This is a genomic window from Mycobacterium sp. OTB74, assembly GCF_029892685.1.
Classification (GTDB): Bacteria; Actinomycetota; Actinomycetes; order Mycobacteriales; family Mycobacteriaceae; genus Mycobacterium.
Genome location: NZ_JARXVD010000007.1, coordinates 40,902 through 64,642, shown reverse-complemented (window position 1 = coordinate 64,642; position 23,741 = coordinate 40,902). Strand labels below are relative to the sequence as shown.

Here is a 23,741-nt window from a genome sequence, read left to right as displayed (position 1 = left end):
TCCTTCCTTGTGCGCTATGCGGTCTTACCGGCGGCCGAGGCGGCCCGCCCGATCACCACACGCATGATCTCGTTCGTCCCCTCCAGGATGCGGTGCACCCGCAGGTCGCGGACGATCTTTTCCAATCCGTACTCACGCAGATACCCGTAGCCGCCGTGCAGTTGCAGCGCCTGGTCGGCCACGGTGAAGCAGGCCTCGGTGACATGCAGCTTGGCCATGGCGCACAGCTCGACCTTGCGCGGATTGTTGGTGTCCAGCGCAATTGCCGCACGCCACAACATGTTTCGCGAGGTCTCCAACGCGGTGGCCATGTCGGCGAGGGTGAACCGGATGGTGGGCTCATCGATCAGCGCACCGCCGAACGCCTGCCGGTCGGCCAGGTAGCGCACCGTCTTGTCGTAGGCCGCTTGCGCCCCGCCCAGCGAGCACGCCGCGATGTTGATCCGGCCGCCGTTGAGGCCGTTCATCGCGATGGAGAACCCGGTGCCCTCACCCTCGGGGCCGCCGAGCATGGCCTCGGCCGGCACGCGCACGCCTTCCAGGATCACCTGCGCGGTGGGCTGAGCATGCCAGCCCATCTTCTCCTCGTTCGTGCCGAAACTCAGTCCAGGCGTGCCCTTTTCAACGATGAACGCCGAGATGCCCCGGGGTCCTTCGGCACCGGTGCGGGCCATCACCACGTAGACGTCCGAAACGCCTGCGCCGGAGATGAACTGTTTCACCCCGTCCAGCACGTAGTGGTCGCCATCCCGAACGGCCTTGGTGCGCAAGGCCGCCGCGTCACTGCCGGCGCCCGGCTCGGTCAGGCAGTAGCTGGCGATGGCCTCCATCGAAGCCAGTTTGGGCAGCCAGTTCTTGCGCTGCTCGGGGGTTCCGTAGCTGTCCACCATCCATGCGCACATATTGTGGATCGACATGAAGGCCGCGATGGTCGGATCGGCGGTGGCCAGCTGCTCGAAGATCCGCACTCCGTCCAGCCGGCGCAGGCCGGTGCCGCCGACGTCGTCGCTGCAGTAGATGGCCGCCATGCCCAGCTCGGCGGACTCCCGCAGCACATCGGTGGGGAAGTGCTCCTCAGCGTCCCACTCCAATGCGTTTGGCGCCAGCCGCTTTTCGGCGAACGCGGCCGCCGTCTCGGCGATCACGCGTTCGTCGTCATCCAGCCCGAAGAGGTCGATGCTCAAGGCCGGTCCCTACTGCATGGTGGGGATGGAGAACTCTGCGCCATCCTTGATGCCCGAAGGCCACCGTGAGGTGACGGTCTTGACCTTGGTGTAGAACTGGATCGAGGCCGTTCCGTACTGGTTCAGGTCACCGAATCCGGACCGCTTCCAACCGCCAAAGCTGTGGTAGGACACCGGAACCGGGATCGGGACGTTGACGCCCACCATGCCCACCTGCACCCGGGAGACGAAGTCGCGTGCGGTGTCGCCATCGCGGGTGAACACCGCGACGCCGTTGCCGTACTCGTGCTCCGACGGCAGCCGCAGGGCTTCCTCGTAGTCGTGCGCCCGCACCATGACCAGCACCGGGCCGAAGATCTCGTCGGTGTAGATCGACATCTCGGGGGTGACGTGGTCGAACAGAGTGGGCCCAATGAAGTAACCGTTGGACAGATCGGCGTCATCAAAAGTGAGATCGTCGCTGGCGCGCTCGCGGCCGTCGACGACGAGCTCGGCACCGGCGTCCACGCCCTGGCCGATGTAGTTGCGCACGCGTTCCAGCGCTGCGCCGGTGACCAGTGGGCCGTAGTCGGCCTTCGGGTCCAGGCTGTGCCCGACCCGCAGCTGGTTGATGCGCTCAACGAGCTTGTTGCGCAACCGGTTTGCGGTCTCTTCGCCGACGGGAACCGCGACGCTGATGGCCATGCAGCGTTCGCCGGCGCTGCCGTAGCCGGCGCCGATCAGCGCGTCGACGGCCTGGTCCAGGTCGGCGTCGGGCATCACGATCATGTGGTTCTTGGCGCCGCCGAAGCACTGCGAGCGCTTTCCGTTGGCCGCGGCGGTCGAATAGATGTACTGCGCGATGTCCGAGCTGCCGACGAAGCCGACAGCCTGGATGTCCGGGTGGTGCAGGATGGCGTCGACGGCTTCCTTGTCGCCATTGACGATCTGCAGCACACCGGCGGGCAACCCGGCCTCGATGAACAGTTCCGCCAGTCGCAGCGGCACCGAGGGGTCGCGCTCGGAGGGCTTGATGATGATGGCGTTGCCACACGCCAGCGCCGGGCCGGCTTTCCACAGCGGGATCATGGCCGGGAAGTTGAACGGCGTGATGCCGGCGACGACGCCGAGCGGCTGGCGCAGGGAGTACACGTCGATGCCCGTGCCGGCGCTCTCGGTGTATTCACCCTTCATCAGGTGGGGGATGCCGATGGCGAACTCGATGACCTCGACACCACGCTGGATGTCGCCGAGCGAGTCCTCGAAGGTCTTGCCGTGCTCCAGGCTGAGCATCTGGGCCAATTCATCTTTGTTCTGATTGACCAGTTCCACGAACTTCATCAGCACCCGGGACCGGCGCTGCGGGTTCCAGGCAGCCCACTCTCGTTGTGCCACAACAGCGCCGGCCACAGCGGCATCGATGTCGGCGGCCCCGCCCATGGCCACCTGGGCCTGGGCTGCCCCGGTGCTGGGGTTGAGCACGTCAGCGGTACGGGTGGACTGCCCGGTGGTGCGCTGGCCGTTGATGAAGTGCGGGATGGTGGTCATTGGGAGTCCCTTGGCGAAAGCGATGTGATGAGCGCTGGGCGACCGCCCAGACATTACTAGGACATCCTAGTAATAGGGGATCGATCCGCGCAAGACCCCGGGCTGCGGACCGAGGTTTCGGTGAGACGCTGGCGCAATCTGGAACCCGCGCGGCTAACGCGGGCTTCAAATCGCAGCGTTGAGCGCCTAGCGCACGCTAATGTCTTGATGCCCGCCACGACTGTAAGGAGACGCCATGGGTGCCTATCGGACGGTCCTTGTGGGGACCGACGGCTCGGACTCGTCAATGAAGGCGGTCGAGCGGGCCGGCGTGTTCGCGGCGCGGCAGGGTGCGAAGCTCATAGTCGCGACTGCGCATTTCCATCAAACCGAGAAGGGCAGCTGGTCACGGCCACCGTCACCGGACCCGTCGGCCGATCGCCGCGCTGAGGACGCCCTCGGACGCGAGAGCGGCTACCGGATGCACGGCGACGCGAGCGTATACGAAATCCTGCGCGAGGCCCGTGACCGCGCCGGCGTCGCCGGTGCCAAAGATATCGAAGAACGGGCGGTTGTCGGGGCGCCCGTCGAAGCGCTGATAAAGCTGGCCAAGGAAGTCGAGGCTGATCTGCTGGTGGTCGGCGACGTCGGGTTGGACTCAGCGGCTGGACGGCTGCTGGGTTCGGTGCCCGCAGACGTCGCGCGCAAGGCCAAGATCGACATCCTGATCGTGCACACCGTCAGCTGACCGAGCCGCTTGCACGTACGACCAGTGCGTGGATGGGCAAGACCGCCTGGCGGGCGATTTCGAAAGATATTCGCAGCCACGGTTTTTCGCCGTTGAGAACACGGCTGTCGGGTTGGGAATACGAGCGCGCGCGTGGTGTTGGGCTGCGGTCCGCAGCGGGGATCGATGGACCGTCAAACGGTTGTGCAAGTATGCTCGACACTCAGTCAGCTCACAGTGATCCCTATGGGTATCAGGCTGGCGTGCTAACGGTTTGTCACGTGGGGAATCGGAGGGGTTGTGACGCTGCGCAGCATGGAGCCCAACCCCGTGGGTCCGTCGGCGCTGGACCTGCAGGAGGCGGCCTCGACGTTCGGGCTGCTCGCGGCGACGGTGCGCCTACACATCCTGTGGCTGCTGTCCGAAGGTGCCCGCGATGTCAGCACCCTGGCCGAGGAGACCGAGCAGTCCGTCGCGACCGTGAGTCACCACCTGAGCAAGCTCAAGCTCGCCGGTCTGGTGCGGGACAGTCGGCATGGCAAGCGGCGGGTCTATGTCGTCACTGACAGCAAGGTTGTCGACATGGTGCGAGGCTCGCTGGTCGCGCACATGGGCCAGCCGGTGGTGGCCCGACTGGCACGCTGAAACTGTTACGGGATCACTAACTCAGTGTTGGCGCAGCTGCGCGACGAAAGCCGTGGCCTCGTCCCAGCTGGGCAGCAGCCCGGCGGCGGCAACCTCGGCCAGGTTCGGTGCCGCCGCGTCGCGCTCGGACAGCGTGGTCGTGCCGCCCGGCCACTCGATACCGATGGCCGGATCGGCGGCATTGATGGTGTGCTCACGCAGCGGGTCGTAACCGGCCGAGCACATGTAGGCCACCGTCGAATCATCTTGCAGCGCAAGGAAACCGTGGGCCAAGCCCTCGGACAGGTACACCGAGCGACGGTGCTTGTCGTCCAGTACTACGGCGTCCCAGCTCCCGAAGGTCGGTGAGCCGACCCGGACATCGGCCACCACGTCGAACACCTCGCCGCGCAGGCACGTCACATACTTGGCCTGGCTCGGCGGCAGTTGCGCGAAGTGCAGGCCACGCAGGACACCTCTGGCGGACACCGACACATTGGCCTGCCGTAGGTCCAGGCGGTGTCCGGTCATCTCGGTGAACTCCGAGTCGTTGAACCACTCGAAGAACAGCCCGCGGTCGTCAGTGAGCACGCGGGGAGTGATCTCCCACGCGCCCGGCACGGCGAGTTCGCGTACCGTCACCGGCAGCGCCGGTCGTAGGTTGCTTCGGCTGCGTCTTTCATTGGGAACCACCAGGATTCGTTGTTGCGATACCAGTCGATGGTGGCCGACAACCCGGCCTCGAAATCGGTGTGCTCGGGGCGCCAACCCAATTCGTCCCGCAGTGCGCTCGGGTCGATCGCGTACCGCAGGTCGTGGCCAACCCGGTCGGTGACGTGGTCGAAGTCGTCCGGATCGTGGTCCATCAAGCGCAGCAGCGTACGCAGCACCGACAGATTGTCCCGCTCGCCATCGGCGCCGATCAGGTACGTGCGGCCGATGGTGCCCTGCTCGAGGATGCGGCGCACTGCCCGGTTGTGGTCGTGCACGTGGATCCAATCCCGCACGTTGGCCCCGGTGCCGTACAGCTTGGCGCGACGGCCGGTCAGCAGGTTGGTGATCTGTCGTGGAATGAACTTCTCCACGTGCTGATACGGGCCGTAGTTGTTGGAGCAGTTCGACAGCGTCGCGCGCACCCCGTAGGACCGAACCCAGGACCGCACCAGCAGATCGGCTGCGGCTTTGGTCGACGAGTACGGGCTCGACGGGTTGTAAGGAGTGGCCATGGTGAACCGGGCGGGGTCGTTGAGTTCCAGGTCGCCGTACACCTCGTCGGTGGATACGTGGTGCAGTCGGATTCCGTTGCGGCGCACGGCCTCCAGGATGGTGAACGTACCCACGACATTGGTCTGTACAAACGGTCCCGGGTCGGCCAACCCATTGTCGACATGGCTCTCCGCGGCGAAGTGCACGACTGCGTCGCGTTCCGGGTCCAGACCGGCGACCAATTCGTCGACGAGATCGGCATCGGCAATGTCGCCATGCACCAGCTCGACGGCGTCCGCGACAGGGGCAAGCGACTCTCGGCTGCCCGCGTAGGTCAGCGCATCGAGCACAGTGACGGCAATGCCGTCATGCACCGCACTGTGCACAAAATTCGACCCGATGAAGCCCGCCCCACCGGTGACCAGCAACCGCATGGGTCCAACTCTAACGGGCTACCCCTTCAAACTCAGCGGCCCGGCCAGTGCTGTCAGGGTCGGCACCAGCTTGTCCCAGCCGCCGAGCACCTGAATGGTCACGTGATCAGCACCCGCGTCCAGATGCTGGGTCAGTCGGGTGGCGACGTTTTCCGGGGTCCCGTGTGCCACCACCGCGTCGATCAGTCGGTCGCTGCCCGGCTTGGCGATGTCCTCTTCGGCAAAGCCCAGCCGACGCCAGTTGTTCAGGTAGTTGCTGAGATTCAGGTAGAAGTCGACGGTCTTGCGGCCGATGGCGCGGGCCTGCTCGGCACCCTCAGCAGATCCATCTGTGAGCACCACCTTGTGCTCGGGCGCCAGGAACACGTCCGGTCCGATCAGCTTGCGCGCTGACGCGGTGTGCTCCGGGGTGGTCAGGTACGGGTGTGCACCGGCGCTGCGATCGGCGGCCAACCGCAGGACCTTGGGGCCCAGCGCGGCCAGCACTCGGCGGGCGACTGGGACATTGGCTGCGTCCAGCTCGTCGAGATATTCCACCAGCACGTCGTACGGCTTGCGGTACTCCTGGGTGTGCTCGGGGTGACCGATGCCGACCCCCAGTACGAACCGGCCCGGATACGCGGCCTCGATGCGGTGGTAGGACTCGGCGACTTCTGCCGCCGGCGCAGTCCAGACGTTGACGATGCCGGTGGTCACCGTCAGATGCTCGGTCGCGGCCAGGATCGGTTCGACAAACGCCAGGTCGGCGGCCGGCGAGCCGCCCGGCCAGACAGCGCCGTAGCCCAGCTTCTCGATCTCGGCGGCCTGTTCGGGTTTGGGGGCGCCAAACGTCCACACCCCAAAGCGACCCAGATTCAGGGTCATGTGCTTAATCCCTCTCGGCTAGCGCAGGCCCAGGGGACCCGCGAGTTCGGTCAGTGCGGGTATCAACTTGTCCGGCGACGTCAGCACCTGCACCGGCACGTGGTTGGCGCCGGCATCGAGGTGCTGCCGCAGGTGGGCAGCGATCGCGTCCACGGCGCCGTAGGCGACCACGGCATCGACGAGTCGGTCACTGCCCGGCTTGGCGACGTCAGAGTCAGTGAACCCCAACCGCTTCCAGCTGTTGAGGTAATTGTTCAGATTGAGGTAAATCTCCAGGGCCTTGCGACCTATCGCCCGGGCGCGCTCGGCGTCGGTGGTGAGTACAGCCTTGTGTTCCGGGGCCAGGAAAGCGTCGGGGCCGATGATCTCGCGGGCCTGCGCGGTGTGCTCCGGGGTGGTCAGATACGGATGTGCGCCGGCGCTGCGCCGAGCCGACAGCTTGAGCACCTGCGGACCCAGCGCCGCCACCACGCGGCGGTTCTTCGGGACGCCGTGCTCATCGAGCTTGTCGAGGTATTCGGACAGCGCGTCCATGGGCTTGCGGTACTCCGTATGCGCTTCGGGGTGTCCGACGCCGATACCGAGCAGGAATCGCCCGGGGTATGCGGCATCGATGCGGTGGAACGATTTGGCGACGGCATCGGCCGGCGCGGTCCAGATATTGACGATGCCAGTGGCCACCTGCAACGTCGTGGTCGCGGCGAGGATCGGCTCGACCCAATCCAATTCAGCCGGCGGAGAACCGCCGACCCACAGGGCGCCGTAACCGAGCGCTTCGATTTGTTGGGCTTGTTCGGGGGTGGCGCCGCGGCCGAATACACCAAAACGTCCGAGATCGGGGGAGGAGTCCGTCATGGTGAGGTCAACCACATCGGTGGCCGTCGCTATTCCGTTCGGTTCGCCGTGAACCGAACTCGCGCAGTCGCCCGCGCGGGCATACCTGGAATCAGCTGGAAACCGCAGTCTCGTCGGGCGCCGGTGCATTCACAGGCAGCGTCACGATGAACGTCGTATTGCCCGGCACCGACTCGACATAGAGGTTGCCGTGGTGCTTTTCGCATACGATCCGCCAGGCCAGGTCCAGCCCCAGGCCGGTGCCCTCGCCGAACGGCTTGGTGGTGAAGAACGGGGTGAAGATCCGCTCGATGACGTCCGGGGGAATGCCCGGGCCGGTGTCGTTGATCTCAACGCGCACGGTGTCATCGTCGACCCGCATGGTGCGCACCGTCAACACGCCCGAGCCCTTCATCGCCTGCAGCGCGTTGTCGATGATGTTGGTCCACACCTGGTTGAGATCGGCCGGGTAGCACTGCAATTCGGGTAGGGCCGGGTCGTATTCCTTGACCACCTTGACGCCCGTGGTGCCGTCCTTGCCGATCCGGTCACCGAACATCATGAAAGTGCTGCGAAGAAGCTCATGCAGATTGGCGCTCTGATACGGCGCCCGGTCCATCTGGGAGTACCGTTTGGCATCTGCCAGCAGCGACGAAATCCGTTTGCTGGCTTCGGAAATCTCGCACATCAGCAGTTCGGTGTCGATGGTGTATTTCAGCCAGCCCACCGCGCCTGGCAGCATCTCGGGCTCGTTGCTGTCACCGACCAGGGTGGAGACACGTTCCAGCCAATCGATATCCAGGCCGGCTTCGACGAATGTCGGTGCATATTCCCACGCACTGGCGACGTCATGGTCTTCGAGCCACTCACCGATTGAGTCCTCGCGGTCGGAGGTCTCCATGGCAGTCAGCTCCTGGCCCCGGGACTTGGCCACCTGTTCGGGGATGCCGTCCTGGATGCTGACCAGCACCCGCAGGGACTCCACCGAGAGCTTGCCGTCGGCCAGCATCGCCAGCTTGTGCCGCATCTTGCCGATCCGCTCGTGCAGGTCTGCCACGGCACGGGCGGTGGCGGCCGCCGGATTGTTCAGCTGATGGGTCAGACCGGCCGAAAGTTGGCCCAGGGCAAGCAGTTTCTCGCGCTGGCCGACGATCTGGCGACGCCGCATGCCGCCGACCTTGTGTCCTTCGAGCAGGTGCACAGCCATCGGGAACTCGGTCTGCATGAAGTCCCGGTAGGCGTCGGCGTCCAGCACGAAGAATCGCGACTGTTTGGTCACCCGCACCGAAGCCTCGTAGACCGGTTGTTGGTCGGGGATGTACGCCGACCAGGCGCCGCAGTACACGCCGCGCATCGACGTCCGGTTGGTCTCGATGTCGATACCTCCGGACTTCTGCGACATCACCAGCTCGCCTTCGAGCATCACGTAGAAGCAGCTCGCGGGTTGACCTTCGATGCACACCGGGCCGGGCTCGAAAGTCGCGATATGGCCGTTGGCGCACAAGGTGTCCAGCTGTTCGTCGGTCAACGACTCGAACAGGAACAGGGTCCGCAATTCCTCGCGTACGCACTTCTCGCCCACTACAGCTCCTTACGTCTCCGCCAGATAGCGGTGCACCAGCATCACTGCCATCGCGCCCTCGCCCACGGCTGCAGCCACCCGTTTGGCGGAGTCGGCCCGTACGTCTCCTGCAACAAAAACTCCGGGCACACTTGTTTCCAGGTGATGCGGTGGCCGGTCCAGCGTCCAGCCGCACACGTCCTTCAGATCCGGGCCGGTCAGGATGAAACCGTGATCGTCCCGGGCGATGCCGGCGTTCTCCAGCCATGTGGTGCGTGGCGTGGCGCCGATGAAGCAGCACAGCCTTGACGACTCGACGTACTCGCGTTCATCGGTCCTGCGGTCCACCAACCACAATCCGGTCAGGTGCCCATCCTCGCCGCAGGTGTCGACCACCTCGGTGCAGGTGCGAACCTCGATTTTCGGGTTGTTTTCGATCTGCTGAATCAGGTAGTAGGACATCGACGCTTCCAGCGACGGTCCCCGTACCAGCAGCGTCACCGACTTGGCCTGTTGCGACATGAACATGGCAGCTTGGCCGGCCGAGTTCGCGCCGCCGACGATGTAGACGTTCTCGCCGGCGCACTCGGAGGCATCGGACACCGAAGCGCCGTAGTACACCCCGTTGCCGACGTAGTGATTGCCGACGTCGTCGGGGTTCTCCCAGCACCCGCTGACCTGCAGGTGCCGGTAGTCGACGCCGGTGGCCAGGATGACCGCGCGGGCGGCCACGGTGTGGCCGTTATCGAACGTCAGTGTTTTGGCGGCCAGTCCGTTGATCTCGAGCCCGACCACCTCGCGCGTGGTGATGACCTCGGCTTCGAAGCGTTCGGCCTGCCGACGCGCCGCGGTGGTCAGCTCCGCGCCCGAGATGCCGGTCTCGAACCCGAGATAGTTCTCGATCCGTGAGCTGCGGCCCGCCTGCCCACCGGTGGCCGTGCGGTCGATAAGGATTGTGTGCAGGCCCTCCGAGGCGCCGTACACGGCGGCCGCCAGTCCGGCCGGGCCACCGCCGATGACCGCCAAGTCGTACATGTCCAGTGACGGGTTGGTGGACAGCCCGAGCATCTCGGCCAGCTGTGCATCGGTCGGTTCGACCAGCACCTCACCCTGCTCGGTGATCACGACCGGCAGCTGCAGCCCGTCCAGCCCGGCTGCCGCCAGCAGTTGCCCGCCTTTGACGTCGTCAGAGGAGAACGCCCGGTAGTAGTGCTGATTGCGGGCCAGGAACTGCCGGACTTCCCAGGATCGGGCATTCCAGCGGTGGCCGATTACCTTGGTGTGCGGAATGCCGCGGTCGCCGACGGCGTGCCACTGGGTCAGTAGACCGTCGAGGATGGGGTACAGCTTCTCCTCGGGCGGGTCCCACGGCTTGAGCAGATAGTGGTCCAGGTCGACCAGGTTGATGGCGTTGATCGCGGCGTGGGTGTCGGCGTATGCGGTCAACAACACGCGGCGAGCCAGCGGGAACACGGCCATCGCTTCCTCGAGGAAGTCGATGCCACTCATCTCGGGCATCTGGTAGTCCGCGATGAACACCGCAACGGTGTCGCCGCGGAGCTGCAGCTCGTTGACCGCGAGCAAGCCGTCCTGCCCGGATTCGGCGCGCACGATCCGGTATCGATTGCCGTAGTGTTTGCGCAGGTCACGGGCGACTGCTCGGGAAACCGCCGGATCGTCGTCGACGGTGAGAATCACAGGATTGCGGGCCTGCGGGGCTGGTCCAGTCATCGCCTGCAATTATGCGCCCTGACTTGCGCATACTGTGTGGCGAACCCGTTGTTCGCCCGGTCACCCCCGCGGTTTTGGAGCCTGGCCGCAGAGCGGGTATCGTGGAACAACGGTGCGGCATCCGTGCCGGCTTCTCGCGTGCCCTGTTTTGAAGTTCTCCGGAATTTCTCATGACTCTCGGTTCGTTTGTAGTCGGGGCAGACGCTGTGTCATGCACGGGCGTACGAGATACGAAACCGAAGAACCAGAGGATTACCGAAGAGTATGGCAAAGAAAGACGGCGCCATCGAGGTCGAGGGTCGCGTGATCGAGCCTCTGCCCAATGCGATGTTCCGCATTGAGCTGGAGAACGGTCACAAGGTTCTCGCCCACATCAGCGGCAAGATGCGGCAGCACTACATCCGCATCCTGCCCGAGGACCGTGTCGTGGTGGAGCTGTCTCCATACGACCTGTCCCGTGGTCGCATCGTTTACCGCTACAAGTAAGCGCCCAGCAACACCAATTCAGAACCGAGAAAAGGATCGCGAAGCCGTGAAGGTGAACCCGAGCGTCAAGCCGATCTGCGACAAGTGCAGGGTGATCCGCCGGCACGGGCGGGTCATGGTGATCTGCTCTGATCCGCGGCACAAGCAGCGGCAGGGCTAGCCCCAGCTCAAGCAGTAGGCAACACCCACAACTGAATGCAGACCTCCCAGTACCAATGAGCGAATACGTCGTTCAACCACGTCCGGCACGGAGGCCGGACCCCGATAGACGGGGAACGGACTGGGAACAGACCTCCGCAACGAAAAGGAACACTGCCTGATGGCACGTCTCATGGGCGTTGATCTCCCGCGCGACAAGCGCATGGAGATCGCGCTGACCTACATCTACGGCATCGGCCGTACCCGCAGCCAGGAGATCCTGTCTGCTACCGGCATCGACCGGGACCTGCGTACCAAGGACCTCACCGACGACCAGGTGACCCAGCTGCGCGACTACATCGAAGGCAACATCAAGGTCGAGGGTGACCTGCGCCGCGAGGTTCAGGCTGACATCCGTCGCAAGATCGAGATCGGTTGCTACCAGGGCCTGCGCCACCGTCGTGGCCTGCCCGTGCGTGGCCAGCGCACCAAGACCAACGCGCGTACCCGCAAGGGCCCGAAGCGCACCATCGCCGGCAAGAAGAAGGCCAGGTAAGTAAATGGCACCCACCAAGAAGTCAGGGCAAGCCGCCGCCTCGAAGCGCGGCAAGCCCACTCGTCGCCGGGAAAAGAAGAACGTCCCGCACGGCGCCGCTCACATCAAGAGCACGTTCAACAACACCATCGTCTCGATCACCGATCCGCAGGGCAACGTCATCGCCTGGGCCTCGTCGGGTCACGTCGGCTTCAAGGGTTCACGCAAGAGCACCCCGTTCGCCGCGCAGCTCGCTGCCGAGAACGCTGCCCGCAAAGCGCAGGAGCACGGTGTCAAGAAGGTCGACGTCTTCGTGAAGGGCCCGGGCTCGGGCCGCGAGACCGCGATCCGTTCGCTGCAGGCTGCCGGCCTCGAGGTTGGCGCCATTTCCGATGTCACTCCGCAGCCGCACAACGGCTGCCGTCCGCCCAAGCGGCGCCGGGTCTAGGGAGGATCTGACTAATGGCTCGTTATACCGGACCCGCCACCCGCAAGTCGCGCCGCCTCGGCGTCGATCTCGTCGGTGACGATCAGTCGTTCGAGAAGCGCCCCTACCCGCCCGGCCAGCACGGTCGCGCGCGGATCAAGGAGAGCGAATACCGCACCCAGCTGCAGGAGAAGCAGAAGGCTCGCTTCACCTACGGCGTCATGGAGAAGCAGTTCCGCAAGTACTACGAGGAAGCCAACCGCAAGGCTGGCAAGACCGGTGAGAACTTGCTGCAGATCCTGGAAAGCCGCCTGGACAACGTCGTGTACCGCGCCGGCCTGGCCCGTACCCGCCGCATGGCCCGTCAGCTGGTCAGCCACGGTCACTTCACTGTCAACGGTGTCAAGGTGGACGTCCCGAGCTACCGGGTGTCCCAGTACGACATCATCGACATCCGGCCGAAGTCGCTGAACACGCTGCCGTTCCAGCTCGCCCGCGAGGTCGCAGGCGATCGTCCGGTGCCGTCCTGGCTGCAGGTTGTCGGCGAGCGTCAGCGCATCCTCGTGCACCAGCTGCCCGAGCGCGCTCAGATCGTCGTGCCGCTCACCGAGCAGCTCATCGTCGAGTTCTACTCGAAGTAACACCGGTTGCTGGGCCATCAGGGCCCAGCACCACCAAACCGGCATCAAATAGCGGGTGCCGAGAAGGAGATAGAAATCATGCTGATCTCTCAGCGACCCACACTGTCCGAGGACGTGCTGGCCGACAACCGGTCCCGGTTCACCATCGAACCGCTGGAGCCGGGCTTCGGTTACACACTGGGCAACTCGCTGCGGCGCACGCTGCTGTCGTCCATCCCGGGCGCAGCGGTGACCAGCATCCGCATCGATGGTGTGCTGCACGAGTTCACCACCGTCCCCGGGGTCAAGGAAGACGTCACCGACATCATCCTGAACCTCAAGGGCCTGGTCGTTTCCTCGGAAGAGGACGAGCCGGTCACCATGTACCTGCGCAAGCAGGGCCCCGGTGCCGTCACCGCCGGTGACATCGTGCCCCCGGCCGGTGTGACGGTGCACAACCCGGACATGCACATCGCCACCCTCAACGACAAGGGCAAGCTGGAGGTCGAGCTCGTCGTCGAGCGCGGCCGCGGTTACGTCCCGGCTGTGCAGAACAAGGCCTCGGGTGCTGAAATCGGCCGTATCCCGGTCGACTCGATCTACTCGCCGGTCCTCAAGGTCACCTACAAGGTGGAGGCCACCCGCGTCGAGCAGCGCACCGACTTCGACAAGCTGATCCTGGATGTCGAGACCAAGAACTCGATCGCCCCGCGTGACGCGCTGGCTTCTGCCGGTAAGACGCTGGTCGAGCTGTTCGGTCTGGCCCGGGAGCTCAATGTCGAGGCCGAGGGCATCGAGATCGGCCCGTCGCCGGCCGAGGCCGACCACATCGCTTCGTTCGCACTGCCGATCGACGATCTGGAACTGACCGTGCGGTCGTACAACTGCCTCAAGCGCGAGGGTGTGCACACCGTCGGCGAGTTGGTCTCGCGTACCGAGTCCGACCTGCTGGACATCCGCAACTTCGGCCAGAAGTCCATCGACGAGGTCAAGATCAAGCTGCACCAGCTGGGTCTGTCGCTGAAGGACAGCCCGGCCACGTTTGATCCGTCTCAGGTTGCCGGCTACGACGTGGCCACCGGCACCTGGAACAGCGACGCCAACTACGACCTCGACGCTGACCAGGACTACGCCGAAACCGAACAGCTGTAAAGAATTCCGTCCCGGCCCTACCTGACACGGGGGCCGGCCCCAATTAGGAGATAGTGCAATGCCCAAGCCCACAAAGGGTGCCCGCCTCGGCGGTTCGTCCTCGCACCAGAAGGCGATCTTGGCCAACCTGGCCACCTCGCTGTTCGAGCACGGCCGGATCACGACGACCGAGCCCAAGGCCCGGGCGTTGCGGCCGTACGCGGAGAAGCTCATCACCCACGCCAAGAAGGGTGCGCTGCACAACCGGCGCGAGGTGATGAAGAAGATCCGCGACAAGGACGTGGTCCACACCCTGTTCGCCGAGATCGCGCCGTTCTTCGCGGACCGCGACGGTGGCTACACCCGGATCATCAAGGTCGAGAACCGCAAGGGCGACAACGCTCCGATGGCGGTCATCGAGCTGGTCCGGGAGAAGACCGTCGTTTCCGAGGCCGACCGCGCTCGTCGTGCCGCCGCGGCTCAGGCCAAGGCTGCCGAGGCTGAGGTTGTCGAGGAAGCTCCGGCGGAGGAAGCTCCGGCGGAGGAAGCGGCTGCTGAGGTCGAGGCTCCTGAAGCTGAGGCCACTGAAGCTGAGGCTCCTGCCGCCGAGGCTGAGGCGACCGAGGATGACGCCAAGTCATAATCAGGCTGTGAACGACATGCCCGCCACCGAATCCGGTGGCGGGCATGTTCGTTTGCGGCTGGACATCTCCTACGACGGCACCGACTTCGCCGGCTGGGCACCGCAAGCCGGACAACGCACGGTGGCCGGGGTCATCGAGGAGACGCTGTCGACAGTGTTCCGTGAGCCGGTGCGATTGGTGACAGCCGGGCGCACCGACACCGGTGTGCACGCCACCGGTCAGGTGGCGCACGTCGATGTGCCTTGTGACGCACTGGGTTACGCCTTTCCGCGGACGCCGCGTCCTGACGACCCCGAATTCTTGCCGTTGGTACGTCGGCTGGCACGGTTCTTGCCCGCGGACGTGCGGGTGCGCGAGATCATCAGGGCGCCGGCCGGTTTCGATGCCCGATTCTCGGCGCTGCGCAGGCACTACGAGTACCGGCTGTCGTTGGCGCCCTACGGGGTGGACCCGCAACAGTCCCGCTTCGTCATGCCATGGCCGCGGCCGCTGGACTTGTCTGCGATGACCGCAGCATCACGAGAGCTGTTGGGGTTGCAGGACTTTGCCGCGTTCTGCCGGTTCCGTGAGGGTGCGACCACCATTCGGGACTTGCAGCGGCTGGAGTGGGACCGCACAGGCGATCTGGTGACGGCTCATGTCACCGCAGATGCGTTCTGCTGGAACATGGTGCGCTCTTTGGTCGGGGCGCTCTTGGCGGTGGGTGAGGGGCGGCGCGAACCCTCGTGGATCGCTGGGCTTTTGGCGGCCGATCAGCGGTCCAGCGACTTCGCTGCCGCACCGGCGCGGGGCCTGACTCTGGTGGCGGTGGACTACCCGCCTGATGACCAACTGCAGGCCCGCATCGCGGTCACCCGAGACCTCCGCACCCTTTGATCCCTCCCGCCGATACGGATATATGGGCCGGAAAGTGCGAGTGAAGCCGGCTTTTTCGTCGATCTGGGCGACAAATTACAGGCGTGCCGAGACGAACTTGGCCGCCTGGGCGACCATGCCCGACTGGATGTAGCCCGGCGCCAGATGGTCCTGCCATTCTGAGCGCCACTTGTAGGGGCTGCTCGGATTGCAGATCGGATCGTCGGTGTGGCACAGGTCGATGGTGCGGTCCTGATAGACGGGATTCAATGCGGTGATGGGCATTGCCCAGTTGGAACCGTTACCGAACAGCGCGACGGCCGCAATGTGCTGGTCAGTTCCTTTGGGCAGCGGACTGTTGAAGGTGAATGCTGAAATGGGCACTGCCAGAACCAGATCGGTTGCTGCAGCGCCCAGCGAATATCCGCCGAGGACCAGCTTGGTATTGGGGCAGTTGCGGGTCATCCATTGCACATGACGACTCATGTCGTTGGCCCCCATGTCGACCTGGGTATCCGCGGGGTAGTTCACCGGATACAAGCCGATGTTCGGGCCACGGAGGCTGCGTAGCGAGTTGACGAACGCGGCGCCGACCTGACCTGGCCCGGGTGGCTCCATCCGGCCGCGGGCGAACACAACTTCGGCAGGTGGGCACCCGGCGGCGTGGGCGGCACCGATCACACTGGGCGCCGCCGTCATCGGTACGACGGCGGCGGCCAGAGCGACGATGATCGCGGCGAACAGACGACGGACCACGAATTCGAGGCTAGCCCAACAAATTAACGGCTCCGAAGACGAATTGGCGTCAGTGCTACAACAATCCGGCGACGAAGTTGGCCGCGTTGTTGGTCTGTGCGCCCGCATAAGCGCTGTGCGCCGGCACGTCCCTGCCGTCAGTCTGGCAGATCGGGTCGCCACCGTTGCACAGGTCAATCACCTTGCCACCCCACACAGGGCTGGCCGTCAGCGGCAGGCCGAGCTTTGCCGACGGATTACCGAACACAGCGATTGCGGCCACATGTCCGGCCGCGTCCGGCGGTAGCGGGTTGCTGAATCCGACGCCCGGCACCGGTACGGCGCCGATCACATCCATGACCGCCGCGCCCTGCGAATAGCCGCCGAGCACCTGCCGGGTATCCGGACAGTTGTCGGCCATCCACTGGATGTGCGCGCTGGCGTCGTTCGCGCCGTCGGCGGCAGCGAGGAAGTCGTAGGTCGCCGGGTAGTTGACGCCGTAGGCGCCCACGGAGCGACCGCCGACCTTCCCTCGAAGCTGATCGACGAAGGTGCCGCCGACCAAGCCCAGGCCGGGCGCTTCGCCGGTGCCGCGGGCGAACGTCACCTCGATATCGGGGCAGGCTGCGTTGGCCACAGCCAAAGTGCCCAGGGCGGGGGTTGTGATGGCCGCTCCGGCCATGACGACGGTGGTTGCGGCGCCGCTCAGGGTCCGGCGCAGAAGTTCAAAGATCACACCGAATCCTAGCGCCGGTCAGCGGCGGCAGCAGCCCATCTCGCCCGACGTCAGAGGAACCGGGCAGCGAATGCCGCCGCCTGAGGTACCCAATCGGACGTCTCGTAGTGGGTGTGGGCGAAGGGGTTTCGGCCGCGGGAGCAGATCGGGTCACCGTCGGCGCACGCGTCGATCGAGCGGCTCGCGAACTGGCCCGAGGAAGTGAGCGGGTGGCTGAACTTGCTCGAGGGATTGCCGAACACCGCGACGGCCGCGACCTTGTTGGCGAGGTTGGCGGGCAGCGGAGGCGCCGAGCCGACCTCGCCGACCTTGTCACCCAACGGCGGAACACCGGCCAGCATGTCGACCACCGCGGCGCCTTGCGAGTAGCCGCCCAGCACAAAGCGGGTGTGTGGGCACTGCTGCGCCATGGCGGCGATGTGGCTCGCGGCATCGGTGGCGCCGTCCTGGGCCATCAGAAAGTCATACGTCGCCGGGTAGTCGACGCCATAGCTGCCGACGGTGCGGCCCCCGACAAGCGGCTGCAGCGCGTTGACCAGGGCATCGCCAACCCGTCCGATTCCCGGGTCCTCGCTGGTACCGCGGGCGAACACCACCTCGACACCCGGGCAGGCATCGTCAGCAGAGGCCGGGGCGGCGGCCAACAGGGTCGTTCCGGAGATCACGGCGGCGGCGATTGCGGCCACACGGACCGACGTGCTGAGCAGGCTCACCGCGCAATCTTCACATACCGCACTCAGCCGCGGCCAATCGTTTGTGCGTCGGCGCTCGCCTGTGGTGGCGTGGGTTCTTGCTGCGTCGAGGGCTCGGTAGGGCGCTCGCTGCGGTCGCCGAGCCGGGCCAGGGCCAGACCGGCCAGTACCACGGCCCCGCCGAGGGCCTGGGTCGGGGTGATGGCCTCTCCGAGCAGCGCCCAGGCGGTCAGTACCGCGAACATAACCTCGGCCAGGCCGACCAACGACGCGAATCGGGGCTGCAGCCGCGCAATGGCCATGACGCCCAGGGTGTATGCCAATGCGGTCGGGATGATCGCCAGCGCGATCACCGGAACGATCCACGGCACCGTCGCGTGCGCGAAAACGGCGTTCTGCCCGGTAAAGGTCATCGGCATGGCCCCGGTAGCGGCGAACAGGCCGACCGCGACGGCGCCGATGATCAGGCCGCCGGTCGCCAGGGTGATCGAATGCAGGCCCGTGCCGTCGGCGCTGGCTTTGTCGGACATCACGAAGTAGCAGACCGCACAGACCGCAGCGCCCAAGCCCCAGCCGATGCCGATCAGATTGACGCTGGCGTTTGATGGTCCGTGCGGTCCGATGAGCCCCAGCACCAGGGTGATGCCCGCGACGGCAAGCGCGACCCCGCCGAGGGTGAGGGTGCCGGGACGGAGTCGGGTGGTCGCCCAGAACCAGCCGACGACCAGAACGGGTGAGGTGTATTCGAGCAGCAACGCTACGCCGACCGAAAGATGAGCGACGGCGTTGAAGAAGCACAGTTGGGAGCCCGCTATCGGGATGAGGCCGTAGAGGACCACAGTGCCGGCGTGCTGGCGCGCTTCCTGGAACCAGCCAGGGCGGATGACGGTTGCGACTGCGGCCAGCGCCAAGGCGCCACCAGCCAACCGGGCGACGACCGCGGCCGTGGGGCTCCAACCCGCTTCGATCAGCGATTTAGCCAGCGACCCGGACATCCCGAAGGTGAACGCCGATGCGACGGCAAAAAGCATGCCGACCCGGAAATGGTCGGATCCACTCGTCGCACGCACAGTTCACCCCCGATGGTGTAATGAGTAAAAGAGATATCGGTAATGACCCTATGAAGTTCGGGTGTAACGAGTCAAATGATTTTCAGTAATGACACGGAACTCACACTGCGAGCAGCGTGCGTGCTGGTCAATAGCGATCGCGCGGACGGCGAGCGACTTGCGGACCTAGGTGCCCTCGACGCGTATCTGGACAGTTTCGGGTGGACCGGACGGCGCGACGGGGATGCAGCGGAGTTGCGCTCGGTGCACCGGCTGCGCAAACGGCTAGGCGAGCTGTGGGCCCTTGCCGGCGACGAGGAGCAAGTGGTCGAAGCGGTCAACGCCCTGCTGAGTGACACGAAGGCCTCGCCCTGGCTCACCCGTCACCCGGAGATGCCCGAATGGCACCTTCATCTGGCTTCCCGCGAAGATCCGCTGTGGCAGCGGATGGGCGCCGAGATGGCGATGGCACTGGCTGACCTCATTCGGGCGGGCGAGCTGCGTCGGCTCAAAATCTGCGCGGCACCGGACTGTGATGCGGCGCTGATCGACCTGTCGCGCAACCGATCTCGCATTTTCTGCGACACCGGAAACTGCGGCAACCGGCAGCACGTCGCCGCTTACCGCGAGCGTCGCCGCCACTGATCTGCGCGTCTGGCCCGGATCGTTGCGCTCACTCATACCCTACGTGTGAGAGCGCCGACGGTGACATGCTATCGACGGGTGCGGGCAAGACGCACGGTGCGCGTGAAAGGGTAAGGCACATGGCTGAATTCGTAGCGGCTATCGACCAGGGCACCACCAGCACCCGGGCGATGATCTTCGACCACTCAGGTAGCGAGGTCGGGCGTCATCAACTGGAGCACGAGCAGGTCCTGCCGCAGGCGGGCTGGGTCGAGCACAACCCGGTGGAAATCTGGGAGCGCACCGGCGTGGTGTTGCAGAGCGCTCTGATCAACACCGGACTGTCGGCGTCCGATCTGGTTGCGCTGGGGATAACCAACCAGCGTGAGACGACCGTGGTGTGGAACCGCGACACCGGTCGCCCGTACTACAACGCCATCGTCTGGCAGGACACCCGCACAGACCGGATCGCCGCCGCCCTGGAACGCGACGGACACGGCGACGTCATCCGGCGCAAGGCCGGGCTGCCGCCGGCGACGTACTTCTCCGGCGGCAAGATTCAGTGGATTCTGGAGAACGTGCCCGGTGTCCGGGAAGCCGCCGAGCGCGGTGAGGCCATTTTCGGAACCTGCGACACCTGGGTGCTGTGGAACCTCACCGGTGGCACCCGCGGCGGCGTACACGTCACGGACGTCACCAACGCCAGTCGCACCATGCTGATGAACCTCGAGACCCTGGATTGGGACGACGAGTTGTTGTCGTTCTTCGGGATTCCGCGGCAGATGCTGCCGACCATAGCGTCGTCGTCGGTATCCGAGCCCTACGGCGTGACCGGTGTCGACGGCCCGCTGAGTTGTGCGGTGCCGGTCACGGGAATTCTGGGCGATCAACAGGCCGCCATGGTGGGGCAGGTGTGCCTGTCCGCTGGGGAGGCCAAAAATACCTATGGCACAGGCAATTTCCTGCTGCTGAACACCGGCGAGAAGATCGTGCGCTCCGAACATGGCCTGCTGACCACGGTGTGCTACCGGTTCGGGGACGCAAAACCCGTTTACGCGCTGGAGGGTTCGATCGCCGTCACCGGTTCGGCGGTGCAGTGGCTGCGGGATCAGCTGGGCATCATCTCTGGCGCCGCCGACAGTGAGACGCTGGCCCGGCAGGTCGCCGACAACGGTGGCGTGTACTTCGTGCCGGCATTCTCGGGATTGTTTGCGCCGTACTGGCGTTCGGATGCCCGCGGCGCCATCGTCGGCTTGTCTCGCTTCAACACCAACGCCCACGTGGCGCGGGCGACGTTGGAGGCCATCTGCTACCAGAGCCGTGATGTCGTCGACGCGATGGAAGCCGACTCCGGTGTGCACCTGGAGGTCCTCAAAGTCGACGGCGGTATCACCGTGAACGAACTGTGCATGCAGATTCAGGCCGACGTGCTGGGGGTCGAGGTGGTCAAACCCGTTGTTGCCGAGACTACTGCGCTCGGTGCGGCATACGCGGCCGGGCTGGGCGTCGGCTTCTGGTCTGATCCGGACGAGCTGCGCGCCAACTGGCAGGAGGGCAAACGCTGGACGCCGTCGTGGGACGACGCCCAGCGGACGGCGGGGTACACCGGGTGGCAGAAGGCCGTGAGTCGGACCCTGGACTGGGTCGACGTCGACTGAGGCGTAGTGAATTGGTGTCGGGGCGCCGGCGCGGCCTTGGTTAGGCTGCTTGTCGGGGGATGTTCATGGCGCGGGGGATCGAAGCACAGCTGCAGGCCAGTGGCCGCCGTTTCCAGATGCGTCGGCTGATCCACGTCCTGGTGCGCGGTGATTCCGCCATGGTCGACGAACCCGTTCGTGCACAAACGATTTCGTATCTGCTGGGCGGTGCGGCCGGGTTGTTGCTGACCGCGGTCTGCGTGCTGGTGGCAGTCGCTTCGCCGTCGGGCTCGCTGGGCGACGCCCCCATCGTGATGGCACGCGAAACCGGCGCACTCTATGTACGGATGGGCCCGACGCTGCACCCGGTGCTGAATCTAGCCTCGGCCCGGCTGATCGCACGGACCGCGGCTGACCCGACTGTGGTCCGAGCCGCTGCAATAGCCGCCGCATCACGTGGTCCTTTGGTCGGAATACCCGGTGCGCCTTCGGAAATCGGTACCTCGATGGCAGCGACCTCGTGGATGATCTGCGACGCGGACCGCACCACGTTGACCGCCGGCCCAGATTCAGGGGATGTTGAAGGCCTCGACTCGTCGCGGGCGATCCTGGCCACCGCAGCCGGCGAAAACCGTGCTGTCACCTATCTGCTGTACGACGGTAGACGTGCCGAGGTAGACCTGCGCAATATGGCGACAGTGCGAGCGTTGCGTATCGACGGTGTTGTGCCACGCGAGATTTCGCAGGCAGTGCTCGACATGCTGCCCGAATTACCGGCGATAGCGCCTCCGCCGCTGGCAGGGTCGGGTGCGCGCGGCCAGGGCGGTTACCGCATCGGCCAGGTATTGCGGGTGACCCGCGCCGACACCGTGGACCATTACGTGGTGCTCGGCACCGGGGTGCAGCGGGTGGGCGACGTGGCCGCCGACCTGATCCGGTTTTCCTACGGTGTGGGAGGTGGTGACCTGCCGGTCGTAGCGCCTTCGGTCATTGCGGGCCTATCGGCGGTCACTGAGCTTGCGGTGTCGAGCTTTCCGGATAGGGCTCGGCCACCGCTGGGTGACGAATTCGGCGGGTCGGTGTGTGCGCACTGGAGCCCGGAAGCGGCGGGCGTTGACGCGAAAACCGTTGTGCGGTCGGGCAATCTGCGGGGTAGTAACCGGAATGCAGCGGACATGGTGCAGGCCGACGGCGTAGGGCCGAACGTCGATACCGTCGAGATTCCGCCTGGGCGACATGCTTACGTGCGGGCCACCGGACTTACCGGCGTAGCTGCGATAGGGCCGTTGTACCTGATCAGCGATGCCGGCGTGCGGTATGGGGTGCACGATGCAGAGGCGGGGAAATATCTTGGTGTGCAGGGTGATCCGATTCCCGTCCCATGGCCTATGCTGGCGCGACTACCGCGTGGACCGGAGCTGAGCGTGGAGGCAGCATCGGTGTTGCGCGATGGCTTAGCGCCGTAGCCGACGTCCGCCGGTGACTGCGATGGCTGCCACGGTAACGCAGACGGCGGTACCCATGAATGCGATCCTGCGGGCACGCCGGTGATCTTCTGGCGGTGCCGCTGCCGGGACCACCGACGCTGCCGATGTCGAGGCCGCGGCCGCAACCGGACTGTCAGCGCTGACCGCGGCCAGCGGATCGACGACGCCGTGGCCGACCTGGGGGTTCCAGTCGCCTGCCGGATGGTGGGCAGTGTTTTTGATGCGGGCCATCACCTGGCGGGCTGACAACTGGGGTAAACGTGAACGAACCAGTGCCGCAACACCACTGACTACTGGTGCGGCGTAACTAGTGCCGGATAGTGGGCGACCGTCGGGGTGCTCGCCGACCAGACCGTCACCCTGGATGCCCAGCGACACCACGGCCTCTGCCGGAGCCGCGACGTCCACCCATGGCCCGGCCAAACTGAACGGTGAGGGCGCGCCGTCGGGACCGACCGAACCGACCGTGAGCACGTAGTCGTCGTACCAGGCCGGGCTGACCACCGTGCGTACGGTGTCCCAATCGGGTATGCCAGGACGTTTTGGGTCGCCAAGTGGATTCTGCTGCGAACAATCGCCACTGGCGTTCCCGGCCGCTGACACTACGACGACGTTGCGGACGTCGACGGCGTAGGCCAGGGCCGCCCCCAGTGCCCGGTCGTCCAATGGATCGGGTGCCTGCATACAGGCCACCGAGGAGATGTTGATGACGGTGGCGCCGGCGTCGGCGGCCAAGCGCACAGCCCGGGCCAGGGTCGCCACGTCACCGACACCGGATACGGCGGGATCATCGATCAGCCGGAACTTGTTGCTGGACTGACGGATAGCGATGATCGTGGCCTCAGGTGCCACGCCGCTGAATGCGTCCGGTGTGCCCTCGGCGGGGCTGGCCCCGATCAGCCCGGCGATCGCGGTGCCGTGCCCGTCGCAGTCCTGCGTCCCGTCTCCCGAAGAGACGAAATCGCCGCCGGGTCTCAGGTGCGGTAGCAGGCGATGCCGTGCGACACCGGTGTCGATGACGGCTACCGATTGGCCGCTGCCGCGCGACAGTGGCCAAACCTGCTCAAGTTTCAGCGCTTCCAGATGAGTTTTGCGGGTTTGGACGGTCCGCGTCGCGGTTGCCGCGCAGCGGTCGCTCTGCTCGGTCCTGCCGGGTGGTGACGGGGCCGCGGGTCCGGGGAGCTGAGCGTGATCGACCGGTGCCGGTGCCACTGCGCCTGCGGCCGGAATCGAACCCGTGGCCGCTACGGTCAAGGCGATGGCCGCCATTTGCC

The 23,741-nt window shown here is 65.5% G+C and carries 26 protein-coding genes; 13 read left to right on the top strand and 13 right to left on the bottom strand.

The window, feature by feature from the left end; all coding sequences use genetic code 11:
* Positions 1 to 14 precede the first annotated feature (14 nt).
* Together M2432_RS11795 and M2432_RS11790 are read right to left on the bottom strand one after the other, a co-directional pair.
* Positions 15 to 1,178 (bottom strand): acyl-CoA dehydrogenase family protein, encoded by a 1,164-nt coding sequence (locus tag M2432_RS11795; protein ID WP_280827139.1) that lies wholly within the window; start codon positions 1,176 to 1,178, stop codon positions 15 to 17.
* A 15-nt stretch (positions 1,179 to 1,193) separates the two neighbouring features.
* Positions 1,194 to 2,711, bottom strand: coding sequence for a CoA-acylating methylmalonate-semialdehyde dehydrogenase (locus tag M2432_RS11790; RefSeq protein WP_280826998.1), 1,518 nt, complete (start codon positions 2,709 to 2,711; stop codon positions 1,194 to 1,196).
* A gap of 235 nt (positions 2,712 to 2,946) precedes the next feature.
* Here M2432_RS11790 and M2432_RS11785 point away from each other — a divergent pair, with 235 nt between their 5' ends.
* Both M2432_RS11785 and M2432_RS11780 read left to right on the top strand, forming a co-directional pair.
* Positions 2,947 to 3,438: a universal stress protein gene (locus tag M2432_RS11785; protein ID WP_280826997.1), complete on the top strand. Its 492-nt coding sequence runs from the start codon at positions 2,947 to 2,949 to the stop codon at positions 3,436 to 3,438.
* 294 nt (positions 3,439 to 3,732) lie between these two features.
* Positions 3,733 to 4,062, top strand: coding sequence for a metalloregulator ArsR/SmtB family transcription factor (locus tag M2432_RS11780; RefSeq protein WP_280826996.1), 330 nt, complete (start codon positions 3,733 to 3,735; stop codon positions 4,060 to 4,062).
* A gap of 21 nt (positions 4,063 to 4,083) precedes the next feature.
* Here the strand turns inward: M2432_RS11780 and rfbC are convergent, their stop codons facing one another.
* The 6 genes from rfbC to M2432_RS11750 all read right to left on the bottom strand — a co-directional run bounded on the left by rfbC (position 4,084) and on the right by M2432_RS11750 (position 10,671).
* Positions 4,084 to 4,683: a dTDP-4-dehydrorhamnose 3,5-epimerase gene (gene rfbC, locus M2432_RS11775; RefSeq protein ID WP_280826995.1), complete on the bottom strand. Its 600-nt coding sequence runs from the start codon at positions 4,681 to 4,683 to the stop codon at positions 4,084 to 4,086.
* Complete coding sequence (gene rfbB / locus M2432_RS11770; protein WP_280826994.1) at positions 4,680 to 5,681, bottom strand: dTDP-glucose 4,6-dehydratase; 1,002 nt, start codon at positions 5,679 to 5,681, stop codon at positions 4,680 to 4,682. The genes rfbC and rfbB overlap by 4 nt, the downstream gene beginning before the upstream one ends.
* Positions 5,682 to 5,699: 18 nt before the next feature.
* Positions 5,700 to 6,545, bottom strand: coding sequence for an LLM class F420-dependent oxidoreductase (locus tag M2432_RS11765; protein WP_280826993.1), 846 nt, complete (start codon positions 6,543 to 6,545; stop codon positions 5,700 to 5,702).
* An 18-nt stretch (positions 6,546 to 6,563) separates the two neighbouring features.
* Complete coding sequence (locus M2432_RS11760; protein WP_280826992.1) at positions 6,564 to 7,400, bottom strand: LLM class F420-dependent oxidoreductase; 837 nt, start codon at positions 7,398 to 7,400, stop codon at positions 6,564 to 6,566.
* A 91-nt stretch (positions 7,401 to 7,491) separates the two neighbouring features.
* Complete coding sequence (locus M2432_RS11755) at positions 7,492 to 8,961, bottom strand: ATP-binding protein (protein ID WP_280826991.1); 1,470 nt, start codon at positions 8,959 to 8,961, stop codon at positions 7,492 to 7,494.
* Between the two features lie 9 nt (positions 8,962 to 8,970).
* Complete coding sequence (locus tag M2432_RS11750) at positions 8,971 to 10,671, bottom strand: FAD-dependent oxidoreductase (RefSeq protein WP_280826990.1); 1,701 nt, start codon at positions 10,669 to 10,671, stop codon at positions 8,971 to 8,973.
* Positions 10,672 to 10,935: 264 nt separating this feature from the next.
* Here M2432_RS11750 and infA point away from each other — a divergent pair, with 264 nt between their 5' ends.
* From infA to truA, 8 genes are all read left to right on the top strand, one after another.
* Entirely contained in the window at positions 10,936 to 11,157 is a 222-nt protein-coding gene (gene infA / locus M2432_RS11745) for a translation initiation factor IF-1 (protein ID WP_003886926.1), read from the top strand.
* Positions 11,158 to 11,203: 46 nt separating this feature from the next.
* Entirely contained in the window at positions 11,204 to 11,317 is a 114-nt protein-coding gene (rpmJ, locus tag M2432_RS11740) for a 50S ribosomal protein L36 (protein WP_003879483.1), read from the top strand.
* Between the two features lie 159 nt (positions 11,318 to 11,476).
* Positions 11,477 to 11,851: a 30S ribosomal protein S13 gene (gene rpsM / locus M2432_RS11735; protein ID WP_280826989.1), complete on the top strand. Its 375-nt coding sequence runs from the start codon at positions 11,477 to 11,479 to the stop codon at positions 11,849 to 11,851.
* Positions 11,852 to 11,855: 4 nt separating this feature from the next.
* The gene (gene rpsK / locus M2432_RS11730) at positions 11,856 to 12,278 is read left to right on the top strand and encodes a 30S ribosomal protein S11 (RefSeq protein WP_280826988.1); all 423 of its coding nucleotides are present in this window, start codon (positions 11,856 to 11,858) and stop codon (positions 12,276 to 12,278) included.
* Positions 12,279 to 12,292: 14 nt separating this feature from the next.
* Positions 12,293 to 12,898 carry a 30S ribosomal protein S4 gene (gene rpsD / locus M2432_RS11725; RefSeq protein ID WP_280826987.1) on the top strand — a complete coding sequence of 202 codons (606 nt, stop codon included), beginning with the start codon at positions 12,293 to 12,295 and terminating at the stop codon, positions 12,896 to 12,898.
* A 78-nt stretch (positions 12,899 to 12,976) separates the two neighbouring features.
* A complete protein-coding gene (locus tag M2432_RS11720) occupies positions 12,977 to 14,029 on the top strand; it encodes a DNA-directed RNA polymerase subunit alpha (protein ID WP_280826986.1) in 1,053 nt (350 codons plus the stop codon).
* 58 nt (positions 14,030 to 14,087) lie between these two features.
* Positions 14,088 to 14,651 carry a 50S ribosomal protein L17 gene (gene rplQ, locus M2432_RS11715; RefSeq protein WP_280826985.1) on the top strand — a complete coding sequence of 188 codons (564 nt, stop codon included), beginning with the start codon at positions 14,088 to 14,090 and terminating at the stop codon, positions 14,649 to 14,651.
* Positions 14,652 to 14,667: 16 nt separating this feature from the next.
* Complete coding sequence (truA, locus tag M2432_RS11710; protein ID WP_280827138.1) at positions 14,668 to 15,528, top strand: tRNA pseudouridine(38-40) synthase TruA; 861 nt, start codon at positions 14,668 to 14,670, stop codon at positions 15,526 to 15,528.
* A 75-nt stretch (positions 15,529 to 15,603) separates the two neighbouring features.
* Here truA and M2432_RS11705 read toward each other — a convergent pair whose 3' ends face one another.
* The 4 genes from M2432_RS11705 to M2432_RS11690 form a co-directional block, all read right to left on the bottom strand.
* Positions 15,604 to 16,206 (bottom strand): cutinase family protein, encoded by a 603-nt coding sequence (locus tag M2432_RS11705; protein ID WP_280827137.1) that lies wholly within the window; start codon positions 16,204 to 16,206, stop codon positions 15,604 to 15,606.
* A 112-nt stretch (positions 16,207 to 16,318) separates the two neighbouring features.
* Positions 16,319 to 16,924, bottom strand: a complete 606-nt coding sequence (locus M2432_RS11700) for a cutinase family protein (protein WP_280827136.1) — start codon at positions 16,922 to 16,924, stop codon at positions 16,319 to 16,321.
* A gap of 104 nt (positions 16,925 to 17,028) precedes the next feature.
* The gene (locus M2432_RS11695; protein WP_280827134.1) at positions 17,029 to 17,685 is read right to left on the bottom strand and encodes a cutinase family protein; all 657 of its coding nucleotides are present in this window, start codon (positions 17,683 to 17,685) and stop codon (positions 17,029 to 17,031) included.
* 29 nt (positions 17,686 to 17,714) lie between these two features.
* Complete coding sequence (locus M2432_RS11690) at positions 17,715 to 18,701, bottom strand: EamA family transporter (RefSeq protein WP_280826984.1); 987 nt, start codon at positions 18,699 to 18,701, stop codon at positions 17,715 to 17,717.
* Positions 18,702 to 18,815: 114 nt separating this feature from the next.
* On the opposite strand from M2432_RS11690, the gene M2432_RS11685 reads away from it, so the two are divergent.
* The 3 genes from M2432_RS11685 (at position 18,816) to eccB (ending at position 22,446) form a co-directional block, all read left to right on the top strand.
* On the top strand, positions 18,816 to 19,364 hold the full coding sequence (locus M2432_RS11685; RefSeq protein ID WP_280826983.1) for a CGNR zinc finger domain-containing protein: 549 nt from the start codon (positions 18,816 to 18,818) through the stop codon (positions 19,362 to 19,364).
* A gap of 119 nt (positions 19,365 to 19,483) precedes the next feature.
* Entirely contained in the window at positions 19,484 to 21,001 is a 1,518-nt protein-coding gene (gene glpK, locus M2432_RS11680; RefSeq protein ID WP_280826982.1) for a glycerol kinase GlpK, read from the top strand.
* Between the two features lie 65 nt (positions 21,002 to 21,066).
* Complete coding sequence (gene eccB, locus M2432_RS11675) at positions 21,067 to 22,446, top strand: type VII secretion protein EccB (RefSeq protein ID WP_280826981.1); 1,380 nt, start codon at positions 21,067 to 21,069, stop codon at positions 22,444 to 22,446.
* Here the strand turns inward: eccB and mycP are convergent.
* Entirely contained in the window at positions 22,435 to 23,736 is a 1,302-nt protein-coding gene (mycP, locus tag M2432_RS11670; protein WP_280826980.1) for a type VII secretion-associated serine protease mycosin, read from the bottom strand. The genes eccB and mycP overlap by 12 nt on opposite strands.
* Positions 23,737 to 23,741 lie beyond the last annotated feature (5 nt).